The following is a 12,263-nucleotide window of genomic DNA, read 5'->3' as shown; positions in this document are numbered from 1 at the left end:
GTTTAAATCATGTAACGACATAAAGCGTCAACAATCCTATATAAAAAAAAAGCTGTTTTCTTTCAATAATAAATCCTGATATTTGTGTATTTTTATTTTTTATAGATTTACATTTCTGCTATCAGAAAATCACCAAAAGCATTGACCTTAAAGTTAACTTTAACCTTAGTATAGAATGACGGTCCATACGAATCGTATCAAACATTGTAATTTACTGACATAAATGAGAACAGCAATAAGTTATTCAAAGTGTAAATCATACACAGGAGAAATTAACATGGCATATGTTACGACAAAAGATGGTGTTGATATTTTTTATAAAGATTGGGGACCGAAAGATGCCCCAGTATTGTTTTTTCATCATGGATGGCCATTAAGCTCGGATGACTGGGATTCTCAGTTATTGTTCTTTTTAAATGAAGGTTTTCGTGTGGTTGCACATGATCGTCGCGGACATGGACGTTCAAGTCAGGTCTGGGATGGTCATGATATGGACCACTATGCCGATGATGTTGCAGAAGTGGTCAAACACTTGGGCATTAAAAACGCAGTACATATTGGTCACTCCACTGGTGGTGGTGAGGTTGTTCACTACATTGCACGTCATGGCGAGGAAAATGTATCCAAGGCCGTATTGGTCAGTGCTGTACCTCCAATTATGCTGAAAACGGAAAAAAATCCGCAAGGTTTAGCCAAAGAAGTCTTTGATGACTTACAGAATCAGCTTTTTAAAAATCGTGCTCAGTTTTATCATGATCTACCAGCGGGGCCATTCTATGGCTTTAACCGACCAGATGCTCAACCTTCAGAACCCGTCGTATTGAATTGGTGGCGACAGGGGATGATGGGTGGAGCAAAAGCGCATTATGATGGAATTGTTGCATTTTCACAGACTGACTTTACCGAAGATTTGAAAAAAATCTCAGTGCCTGTTTTAGTCATGCATGGGGATGATGATCAAATTGTACCTTATGAAAACTCAGGGGTACTTTCTGCCAAACTGGTTCAAAATGGCCGATTAAAAACCTATAAAGGTTATTCACACGGTATGTTAACCGTCAATGCCGATGTGATTAATCCAGATTTATTGGCGTTTATTCGCGAGTGAATAGTTGTCGTTTGATTTAAAAACAGAATATCAATAGAGGCCTTGCGGCCTCTTTATTTATTAAAGTATCAGATCGTTATTATCTTATTATGATGTAAGTCTTTGAATAAAATTAGTTCTTAAAATAATAAAAATTAAATGCGAAAAAAGGATTGACATTAAAGTGAACTTTAATCTTAAAGTAAGTCCATACTCCATGAGGCTATAAAAATGAACGTCTTTGAAAAATTAGTTTTACCCAATGGTACTCAGATTCCAAATCGTATTGCAAAAGCTGCGATGGAAGAGAATATGGCAGATCTCAATCATGCACCATCAGAAGAGCTCATGCGTTTGTATCAGGCATGGGCAGATGGTGGTGTTGGTTTAATCATTACAGGTAACGTGATGGTGGATCGTCGTGCGATGACAGGACCGGGTGGTGTGGTCTTGGAAGATGAACAGCATTTAGCGCACTTCAAACGTTGGGCGAAAATCGCACGTTCTCAAGGCGCGCAAGCATGGTTGCAGATCAACCATCCGGGCCGCCAAATGCAGTCAAATTTAGGTCAGCCAACGTGGGCACCCTCTGCTGTGGCTTTAGATTTAGGTAAAATGTCAGATCGTTTTAATACTCCAATTGAAATGACTCAAGCCATGATTGACGAAGTGATTCAACGTTTTGCCAATACCGCACATTTAGGTGAAAAGGCGGGATTTACTGGTGTAGAAATTCATGCAGCTCATGGCTATCTACTCAGTCAGTTCCTTTCGCCTTTAAGCAACCAACGTCAAGATCAATGGGGCGGCTCATTGGAAAACCGTGCGCGTATTTTGATTGAGATTGTCAAAGCAGTACGTGCAGTGGTGTCATCAACATTTACAGTTGCTGTTAAACTGAATTCTGCCGATTTCCAACGTGGTGGTTTTAGTGCTGAGGATGCGCAGCAAGTAGTTAAAATGTTAAATGATTTGTCGGTTGATTTGGTTGAGTTGTCAGGGGGGAGTTATGAAGCACCTGCTATGCAAGGCCAAGCCAGAGATGGACGGACTTTGGCGCGTGAAGCTTATTTCTTAGAATTTGCTCAAGAAATTGGCAAGGTTGCCCATATGCCGATTATGGTGACTGGTGGTATTCGTCGCAAACCCATTGCAGAACAAGTCATTGACAGTGGGATCGATATGGTGGGGATTGCAACAGCCTTAGCAATCGACCCTAACTTACCCAATGCATGGAAACAAGGTCAGAATATCGCACCTGAATTGAAACCGATTCACTGGGAAAATAAAACCTTAGCTTCACTTGCCAATATGGCAACAGTCAAATTCCAGTTACAGAAACTTAGTCATGGGAAAAAATCGAATCCTAAGGTTTCACCTTTATGGGCCTTGATATTACAGCAGACAGAAACGACATGCCGCACACGTCAGTATAAAAAACGTATGCGTCAGTATTCACATTCAGCTTAAGTACAGTGCTTTGTTCAGATGTCGGATTAGATCTGACAGACTGTACTGCGGCTGTGGCTCAAAGAGGATTTCCCTAATGCTTAGGTATGATCACTGATTAAAGTAATGATGAGAATACTGATCAAGCAGTTTTGACGACTCCAATGTTTGAGCATCATAGATAATTTATCAATGACTTATGCACAATTCTGAGCTTAAAGTGAGATTTAAGCTCAATCGCTTTTATGATTTTCCGATAACATGGAAATTTTTAACATTTATCATTGGCATAATAAAGATTCAGTAAACGGTTGGCGTTTTCTTCACAGGTGATTTCGTCAGGCTTACTATTGATTGCAGTGATCATGCTGCGTAGGTTTTGCTTACTGATCAACAACTTTTGTTCTAGATCTTCAATGTCTTTGATTTTACTTTCGAGTAGTCCAATCAGAATATCATGATCCCACTTGCCTACATTTGACGGTAGAAAGGCTTTGATTTCAGCCAATGAAAATCCAACTTGTTGCGCTTGCTGAATTAAAAATAATTGTTTGAGGTCATTGTCACTATATTCACGATAACCATTAGATTTACGTTTTGCCTTAGGAAGCAGTTTAATTTGTTCATAATAACGAATCGTTGGGGTACTTAAACCACTTTGTTTGGATAACTCGCTAATGTTCATTTTACTGACTTCCGCTTGACATTAAAGTTAACTTTAGACTTATACTCAAGCAAAAGCAAGATGAAAAATAACGTTAAAGCTGAGGTCAATCAGGTTTAAACGAATATTGGGAGTCCTTTCGATGTAAATTCTCTCATTGAATTAAAATCATGAGAACATTTCACGATAAATGATATTTAAACTTAAAAATGATCCATTTAAATATCAAAGGTTTGGAATAAATTCATGCCATTTATTCGTTACTTGCTATTTTAACGATTAATTTCAAGTTGTTGTCCCTGACAATTCAAAAACAGCTGTTGTTGATGCCAAGCAAGTTGCCCCGAAACAATTGTGGTGCTGACCTCATAAGCAAATGTTTTATGCATAAATGGTGTCCAATTGCATTTCATATAGTTTTTTTGATCTTTCACTGCAATGTGCTGTTGATTTTCTCGAAGGATCACTAAATCAGCCCAGTAACCTTCTCGAATATAACCACGGTCTTTGATCCTAAATAAGTCTGCCACTTGATGTGCAGTTTTTTGAACCAGTGTTTCAATACTCAGTTTACCTGCTGCAACCAGCTCCATCAGTGCAGGTAACGCATGTTGTACTAAAGGCAGGCCAGAAGGGGCATAAAAATATGACTGGTGTTTTTCATCCCAAGTATGTGGGGCGTGGTCAGTACCAATAATATCCAAGCGATTACTATTCGAAAGGGCATTAATCAAAGCATCTTTATCTTGCTGGGTTTTAATGGCGGGATTACATTTAATTAAGTGGCCCAAAGTAGCATAATCAGCATCATCAAAACTGAGATGATGGATACACACTTCTGCTGTGATATGTTTTCGATTTAAAGGCAGATTTTTAAACAAACACAGTTCTTTCGCGGTGGTGATATGTAAAACATGCAACTGTGTGGCATATTTCTCGGCCAAAGATACAGCCAATTTTGAGCTTTCAAAGCAGACATGTTTATTTCTAATCTGCGCATGAATTTCTGCTGGAATATTTTCCCCATATTTTTGAAAATAGAAATTTTCTTCCGCTTTAATGGCAGGGGTAAACTCGCAATGAGTCAATAAAACCGTTGGAACATTTGCAAATAAGCGTTCCAAAACTTTAGGGTCATCGACGAGCATATCACCCGTAGAAGCGCCCATGAAAACTTTAACACCGCTGATTGATTTGGGATCAAGCTGTTCAATAATATCTAAATTATGCGCACTGACTCCAAAATGGAAAGCATAATTGGCCCGACTATGTTGTTTTGCAATCTGCTTTTTCTGGGTCAAAGCGTCTAGAGTTAAGGTGGCTGGATTGGTGTTTGGCATATCCATATAGCTGGTGATTCCACCAATCGTTGCTGCCATTGATTCCGAAGCAATATTGCCTTTATGCGCTGCGCCGGGATCTCGAAAATGAACTTGGTCGTCAATCATGCCAGGAATTAACCACGAACCTTCAGCATCTATATTTTTCGCATGATAAGCCCCTGTAATATTGGGATGAATCTTTTCAATCCGACCATGTCGAATCAGTACATCGGAATAATACTGCTTGCCTTCATTGACAATATTGGCATTACGAATAATAAGATGGGGCGAATTTTTAAAACTCATTGTGCAATGCCTTATAGCCTTGAACCAGTTTAATATTGGTGCTGACAACGCTTTCTGAAAACTCACTGATTGAAATATCAATGGGTGGAAATTGCTTTAAATCGGTTTTGGGATTGATATAACTCATTGCAGGTACATAAAAATGATCGGGTAAATCACGCCCATCAACCACTGCATTGTGACGAATCGCGCTGTGATGACCCACTGTGCAATTAAATAACACACTGTTAAAGCCAACAAAAACATGATGTCCAATTTCACAGGGACCATGAATAATAGAGCGATGCGCGATTGAAGAATTTTCACCAATGATCACTGCTGCCCCTGCTTTGGAATGAATCACCACTCCATCTTGAATATTGGAATTTGCACCAATGATGATGGGTTCCATATCACCCGCGTCATTGGTTTCATCTGCTCTGATCACTGCATAAGGTCCAATAAATACATTGGCATGGATAATGACTTTTCCGCAAATAATCGCTGTTTGGTCAACATAGGCTGATTGATCGATAACAGGGAGATCACCAGATGGGTTTTTTCTAAGCATGACTAGACCATTTTAAATAAGTTAAACAATGAGGGTGGTTAGGATAAGGCATTACCATTGCCAAGCGCCCTGAGCAACTGCGTCATGAGCATGTAAACTTTCCGCATGAATCACTTTAAAGTTAAAGCCTAGAATGCTGGGATGATGGATAAATGTGGCATACAAGCGTCTTAATGCATCTTCACAAAACATCAGGTTTTGACCATTCGCAACAGCAAAGGCTTGTTCATCAATACGTTTTACCGCCGTTTGTACGGGTGTCATCAAGGCTTGTTCAGCCTGATTAATAAATAAAATCAGTGGGATATACTGAATGTTTTGATCTAATTTGAAATTTAACTGAGCAAAACTTCTTTGACTGTGAGGCGTTGCTGCAATTGCATCTGTGCTATTTAGCCAACTGAGGATTTCTTGTGGGTCTAAGTGAATTTCGTGATTTTCCAATGCGGTTGCAAATCTTTGTTGAATAATGTTTCTGGCAAGTGCTGCGGAACAAGGACAAGTAGATGAATAGGGAATTTCGATTTTTAATTCAGCATAAAAATCATCTTTTAAAAGCTGACAGGACAACACAAAAGGATAGCTTTTCCAGCCAGACAATTGGCTGACTAAGGCAGGGCGCTCGATATAAAGTTCACTAGGAATTTCGATTTTGGCATGTGCTGATAAATCTTTATGGCTGGCTAAGAAATCCAATAAAGCGTCTTTAATATCAAGTAGGGCTAAATTTTTGATCGTGCTCAATTTCAAAAGTCGGGTATACAAGCGCGACATATGAATCCCTTTGGCAAACACATCATCCAAACTGACATAAGCATTCACTTGGCTTTGACAAAGACTATTTTCGAGATAAAGCGGAAGCGCGATTTTTTCCATACCGACCCAATCGAGTGGGTAGTAATAGTTTCTTGTGAGTGAGGATTCAGCCGAAACATCTGGAAGAACAAGATTCATAGGGGAATAGCTTAAGTTGAAATACATATTGTTATGTTATAACATAACAATATTAATCAACACTACTCATCTGAGTTAAATTTACGCTATGAGATCATTGCAAATTGAGATGAACAAAAAATATTTGATCGGATTCATACTCTGCCTTTCTGCATGTAGTCAAAACAACTCAAATACAATTCATGCTATGCGTACAGTTCAGCAAGCGTCACCACAAGTGCCATTAAAGGCAGACTTTCCTCAGCAGCAAGGTATTTTAAAACAAGAAAAAAATCTGCCGCCTGCTTATTTAAAATGGCTTAGTGAACCGGAAAATGCTGAAAAAGTTCAGGCTTATCAGCGCTTTTTAAAGCAACAAGGTATTTCTGCTTATATTCCTACTTTTGAATTTTTACAGACAGCCAGAGATTGGCAACAATGTGATGCATCTGAATTTGAAGTTCCGCCACAAGAGCTGTGGGGCAATATTGTGCCAACATTAAAAATTTTAAATCGTCTTGTGGATGAAAAAATTTTAACCCAGTTTAGCGTGACTTCTGTCTATCGAAATTTCAAGCTTAATCAGTGTGCAAAAGGCGCTGCTTCATCCAAACATATTTTTAATGCCGCATTAGATTTTCGTATTGGTGATGAAAATCCGGACTTAAACCAACAGCTGATGATTCAAGAGCGCAAAGCAAAATTATGTCAATTTTGGCTGGATTCTGGTGAGGAACTTCACATGGGCTTAGGCGTCTATGCATCAGGACAGATTCATATTGATAGTGCAGGTTTTCGTACTTGGGGGGCAGACCATCGCTATAGCTCATCACCATGTATCAATAACGCTTTAATTGGCAACAATAAAAAAGTGAGTGAATCGCCATGAAGTCAAATTTCATCCGTGACATCAGACAACTTTTAATACGAGAAATTCAAGCGACACATATGTATCCGCTATTAAACAATCTAAATCCTGATGTTTTTCAATCCTCAGCTTAGATTTATAGCAACTTGATAAACGCTGTAATCATCACCGAATGATTAAAACCGAATCATCAAATTGCAGTGTTGAAAATGTATGTGCAAGCACAGCTAAAATTTAACTCTAAAGCGATCTGTTTGGAGTTATTCAGTCAGTATTTTCATGTCGATCTCGATATGAAAACACAAAAATATAAAGTGAGAATGCCAATGAATACTCTTTTAGCCACTCCGCAAAAACTTCCCGTCACCGTGCTTTCTGGATTCCTAGGGGCTGGAAAAACCACCTTACTCAATCATATCTTAAACAATCGTGAAGGCCGAAAAATTGCAGTGATTGTGAATGATATGTCGGAGGTCAATATTGATGCTGCTTTAGTTCGAGAGGGCGGTGCTGAGCTTTCAAGAACAGATGAAAAGTTAGTTGAAATGAGTAATGGTTGTATCTGCTGTACCTTAAGAGAAGACTTACTGGTTGAAGTGCGTCGTTTAGCACAGGATCAGCGTTTTGATCAATTGGTGATTGAATCTACAGGGATCTCTGAACCACTCCCTGTTGCAGAAACGTTTACCTTTGAAGATGAAAATGGGATTTCTCTCAATGAGTTTGCACGCTTAGATACAATGGTGACTGTGGTCGATGCTTATAATTTTTTAAAAGATTATAGTTCGCTGGATAGCTTACAAGCGCGTGGTGAATCATTAGGTGAACAAGATGAGCGAAATGTTGTTGATCTACTGATTGATCAAATTGAGTTTTGTGACGTGATTGTATTGAATAAAACAGATTTGATTGATCAAGACGAGCAGGAAAAATTATTTGGAATTTTGCAGTCTTTAAACCCAAGAGCAAAAATTGAAGTTTCTGCGTTTGGCAAGGTGAATCTTGATCGGGTGTTAAATACCCAGCTATTTGATTTTAACGAAGCGGCACAAGCTCCGGGTTGGTTAAAGGAATTAAGAGGTGAGCATACGTCTGAAACAGAGCAATATGGAATCAATAATTTTGTTTATCGAGCGCGCAGACCTTTTCACCCACAACGGTTTTTTGATTTTATCAACTCCGAATGGAAAGGCGTAATCCGTTCCAAAGGCTTTTTTTGGTTAGCCTCAAATCCCGAGTTTGCTGGATCTTGGTCTCAAGCAGGGGCGATGGCACGCCATGGTGTTGCTGGATATTGGTGGGCAGCAGTGCCAGATGAACATTGGCCTACAGATCAACAAAGTCGAGATGCAATTCAACAAAGCTGGGATGCTCAAACTGGTGATGCACGACAAGAAATCGTATTGATTGGGATGCAGATGGATCAATCTGAACTTATTCGTCAATTTGATGCTTGTTTATTAAACGATGATGAAATGGCGCTAGGCGCAGAAAAATGGCAAGAGTTTGAAAATCCTTTTAGTGGGTGGACTGATTCTATCATTAGCCATTAATTCATTATGATCCATTCAATTCAGCCAAAGCATTGCTGAGAATACTTGCAAGTATGAGCGCTTTTAATTATACGCTCATGCTTGGCTTTATATTTTATTAAAATTTAGCTCTTAAGGTGAAAGTCACATTACGTGGTTCCCCCCAATAAACACCATTATAGAAACCTACATTTAAATAGTATTTTTCATCAAATAAGTTATTGATATTCACACTTGCAGTCAACTCATCACTTAACTTATAACTGGCAAAAGCATTGGCCAATACATAGGCCTTTTGTGTGACTACACCACCGTTATAGGCATTTGCAGGAGCTCCCCCCCATTTTTGTGAAATTTCACTTTGCCAATTCAATCCACCACCTAATGTTAGCTTTTCTGAACCTGTCCAAAGATTTTCTGGAAGAGTAATACTACTAAATAATTTTACTTGGTTTTGAGGAATATTGCTTAAAGCATTGGCGTTTGCAGAACTTACGCTATTTACATAGGTATAGCCGAAGCTAAGATTCCAATTTTCCTGTAGCTTTCCAATGGCTTCTAACTCAAAGCCATTGACTTTGAGTCCTTTGCCCGATGACATATATGCAGTATCCATCTCATCTACTTTTGGAATAGTGCCATTTTTTACACCATCACGATATTCAACATCTTCTACCGCAAGGTCTTTGACACTTGACCAAAATAGAGCAGCACTGGTCAATAGCTTATCATCCAATAGATCCGCTTTAATCCCTAGCTCAGTGGTGCTTCCCATTTCAGGATCTAGATAATCGCCAAAACGATCTCGTCTAGTGGACGGATTAAATACATTGGTATAGCTGGTGTAGGCTGTATAAGTATCATTAATATCGTACAAAATCCCCGCATAAGGCACCAATTGATCAAAGTTACGTGGCTTTGTAGGAGAAACAGGGGCATTAGGATCCCACTTGTCAACTTTATAGTCATACGAGCTATAACGTGCGCCCAAAATTAACTTAAGCGGGTCAGCTAAATTTAAACGTAAAGTTGAATATACCCCGTAAAGCTCTGTGGTATTGGTATTTCCAGCTCCAGTTTTCTCATAGGTTGGTTTTGGAATATTACCTGTCCAATTACGATAATCAGGTATAGCTGCTGGATACTCGAGATTGCTTTTTACACTCAATGAGGTATTTTCACTTTTAAAACCACTATAGCCAATAATTAAATCATGTTGGCGATTTAACAACTGAAATGGTCCTGTGGCATACAAATCAATATTGAGTTTTTTGCTTTCAGCATAAGGGCTAACACTGGTCCATAGACTCAGCCCTTTTCCTGTGCTTGGGTTTGGAAAGCCACTACCACCATAAGCCACCATCCAACTATTATCCGAGGTACTGTGGGCAATCGCTGCTTTAACCAGCCAGTCATTGGCAAAAGTATGTTCAATATCAGCAAAAACGGTTTTATCAGTATTGGCAATTGAACTCCAGTCCGCAGATAAACTAAAGTTTCGCGGAAAATTTGCTTTGCTTCCATCAGCATTAAAATAAGGCACTGTACCCCACGTTGAGCCTTTAGGATCGTTGTCTTGATATTGAAACCCGACTGAGGCTGTTGTTGTTGGGGTTAAATCTGCACTGATAATCCCCATTGCAGCTGTTGACTTGAGCTTATAACGATCCATATAGGATTCTTTATCGGTATACGCTGCCATGAATCGACTTCGAACACTGCCATCTTGAGTCAGTGGAATGGATACATCGGCTTCTACACGGGTATTGTCCCATGAGCCATAAGTTGAGCTGACATTGCCCTTAAACTCTTTTTCAGGACGCTTACGTACCATATTGATGGTTGCAGAAGGGCTACCTGTTGAACCAGTTAAACCAGAAGCGCCTTTGATCACTTCAACTCGGTCAAAGAAAAAACTATCAAAGCGGGGAGCATTGTCTCCTACAGGCATACCATCAATTTGCCTATTGGTAATTTGAAAACCACGGGAATAGTAGTTAGAACGTTCACTGTCATTTTTAGTCGCGGTAACGCCTGGTGTTGCGGCAAGAACATCATCCAGAATGGTCAGCCCGCGTTGTTCAATTTGTTCACGGGTGACGACGCTTACAGATTGTGGTGTTTCTTTTAAAGATAATTTTAATTTTGATGAGCTTCTTGAAGATTTTGCTTTAAAACTTCCGCTTCCCTCAGTTTTTTCATCCTGAGCATCTGCTTTAACTGTAATGGTTGGGAGTACCGAAGTATTCGCTTCATTACTTTTTTGCTCTTGCGCAAAAGCACTATGGGAAATAGCACTGCAAATAAGAATTGATTTTATTGCAATGTTTAATGCCGTTTGTTTACGTAGATTGTCCATAAGAATAGAAATTGGTAAATAAGAATCGTTATTATTATCAATAAGAATACAAAAAGATACAAATAGAAAATAATTTTTAAACTTTTTATTGGTGATATAAATACAAGATATAGTCGGATTTTTTAATTTAAATATATGATTTTTAAGTGTAAGTTATGAAGTGGTGGGTGTCATTTTTGAGTGTAAATTTACACTAATAAATTGTGAAATAACAAGCTTATATCTTTTTCCATTGTCGGTTTTCTGCTGAGAAATTAACCAGAAACGAAACACCTGATTCATCACTAACAAGATATGAGGATGGGTTTACCATCAGTACCTTTAATAAAGTCCCAGTTTCAATAGTAATTGGTTCTAAATCATCTTTATTTAAGGTAACGGGTTGGAGTAATTCAATGATTTCCACTTTGATACTAACCTATTGTTTGAACATAAAATTCTATAAATAATTATTGCACAGCGCAAAACGCTTTGCTGAGATACAGCGTTAAAAAACGCAACATTGATAGGTCTTTATGTAGCCTAAACATTTTTAAAGTTTCACTGTTGTATAAGGCTAAGTTTTCTCTCAGCGGAAAACTTAGCTTAGACAGTTTTAAATTTTATAAAGTAATCGTTGCACCAAGCGCTTTAACAAATTGGGCTAACCAAGCAGGATGTGCTGGCCATGCTGGCGCTGTTACCAGGTGTCCATCTGTGACTGCTTCAGTGACTGCAATATCTGCATATTGCCCGCCTGCAAGTTTAACTTCTGCGGCACATGCAGGATAAGCGGAACATAAGCGTCCTTTTAATACATCGGCTGCGGCAAGCAGTTGTGCGCCATGGCAAACAGCGGCAATTGGTTTTTTAATCGCATCAAATTCACGAACAATTTCAATTACTCGGTCATTCATACGTAAATATTCAGGTGCACGGCCACCCGGAATCACTAAACCGACATAGTTTTCGCTGTTGACTTGGTTAAAGTCATAGTTAATTGCAAAGTTGTGACCACGCTTTTCACTATAGGTTTGCTCACCTTCAAAATCATGAATCGCCGTTGCGATTGTATCGCCAGCTTTTTTATCAGGGCAGACTGCATGAACACTATAGCCCAATCCAGTGAGGAACTGAAAAGGAACCATGGTTTCATAATCTTCAACATAATCACCCACTAACATTAGAATTTGTTTAGACATTTTTACACCTTT

General features: G+C 38.9%; 10 protein-coding genes. 4 read left to right on the top strand and 6 right to left on the bottom strand.

Annotation, left to right across the window (positions count from 1 at the left end; genetic code table 11):
- Positions 1 to 277: 277 nt before the first annotated feature.
- A complete protein-coding gene (locus tag F981_RS01265; protein ID WP_004717468.1) occupies positions 278 to 1,108 on the top strand; it encodes an alpha/beta fold hydrolase in 831 nt (276 codons plus the stop codon).
- 210 nt (positions 1,109 to 1,318) lie between these two features.
- Positions 1,319 to 2,557, top strand: coding sequence for an NADH:flavin oxidoreductase/NADH oxidase family protein (locus F981_RS01260; RefSeq protein WP_004717465.1), 1,239 nt, complete (start codon positions 1,319 to 1,321; stop codon positions 2,555 to 2,557).
- Between the two features lie 250 nt (positions 2,558 to 2,807).
- On the opposite strand, the gene F981_RS01255 is transcribed toward F981_RS01260, so the two are convergent.
- The 4 genes from F981_RS01255 to folE2 all read right to left on the bottom strand — a co-directional run bounded on the left by F981_RS01255 (position 2,808) and on the right by folE2 (position 6,332).
- A complete protein-coding gene (locus F981_RS01255; RefSeq protein ID WP_004717464.1) occupies positions 2,808 to 3,221 on the bottom strand; it encodes a MerR family transcriptional regulator in 414 nt (137 codons plus the stop codon).
- Between the two features lie 251 nt (positions 3,222 to 3,472).
- Complete coding sequence (locus tag F981_RS01250) at positions 3,473 to 4,828, bottom strand: dihydroorotase (protein WP_004717462.1); 1,356 nt, start codon at positions 4,826 to 4,828, stop codon at positions 3,473 to 3,475.
- The gene (locus tag F981_RS01245; RefSeq protein ID WP_004717461.1) at positions 4,818 to 5,378 is read right to left on the bottom strand and encodes a gamma carbonic anhydrase family protein; all 561 of its coding nucleotides are present in this window, start codon (positions 5,376 to 5,378) and stop codon (positions 4,818 to 4,820) included. The genes F981_RS01250 and F981_RS01245 overlap by 11 nt, the downstream gene beginning before the upstream one ends.
- A gap of 51 nt (positions 5,379 to 5,429) precedes the next feature.
- Positions 5,430 to 6,332, bottom strand: coding sequence for a GTP cyclohydrolase FolE2 (gene folE2 / locus F981_RS01240; protein ID WP_004717460.1), 903 nt, complete (start codon positions 6,330 to 6,332; stop codon positions 5,430 to 5,432).
- Between the two features lie 109 nt (positions 6,333 to 6,441).
- On the opposite strand from folE2, the gene F981_RS01235 reads away from it, so the two are divergent.
- Both F981_RS01235 and zigA read left to right on the top strand, forming a co-directional pair.
- Entirely contained in the window at positions 6,442 to 7,200 is a 759-nt protein-coding gene (locus F981_RS01235) for a D-Ala-D-Ala carboxypeptidase family metallohydrolase (protein ID WP_035371994.1), read from the top strand.
- 305 nt (positions 7,201 to 7,505) lie between these two features.
- Positions 7,506 to 8,732 carry a zinc metallochaperone GTPase ZigA gene (zigA, locus tag F981_RS01230; protein WP_035372001.1) on the top strand — a complete coding sequence of 409 codons (1,227 nt, stop codon included), beginning with the start codon at positions 7,506 to 7,508 and terminating at the stop codon, positions 8,730 to 8,732.
- Positions 8,733 to 8,829: 97 nt separating this feature from the next.
- Here the strand turns inward: zigA and F981_RS01225 are convergent, their stop codons facing one another.
- Positions 8,830 to 11,070, bottom strand: a complete 2,241-nt coding sequence (locus F981_RS01225) for a TonB-dependent siderophore receptor (protein ID WP_004717453.1) — start codon at positions 11,068 to 11,070, stop codon at positions 8,830 to 8,832.
- Between the two features lie 602 nt (positions 11,071 to 11,672).
- Positions 11,673 to 12,251 (bottom strand): DJ-1/PfpI family protein, encoded by a 579-nt coding sequence (locus F981_RS01215; RefSeq protein WP_004717451.1) that lies wholly within the window; start codon positions 12,249 to 12,251, stop codon positions 11,673 to 11,675.
- Positions 12,252 to 12,263 lie beyond the last annotated feature (12 nt).

Source organism: Acinetobacter guillouiae CIP 63.46 (assembly GCF_000368145.1).
GTDB lineage: Bacteria > Pseudomonadota > Gammaproteobacteria > Pseudomonadales > Moraxellaceae > Acinetobacter > Acinetobacter guillouiae.
This window is presented reverse-complemented; position numbering and strand designations above follow the sequence as displayed.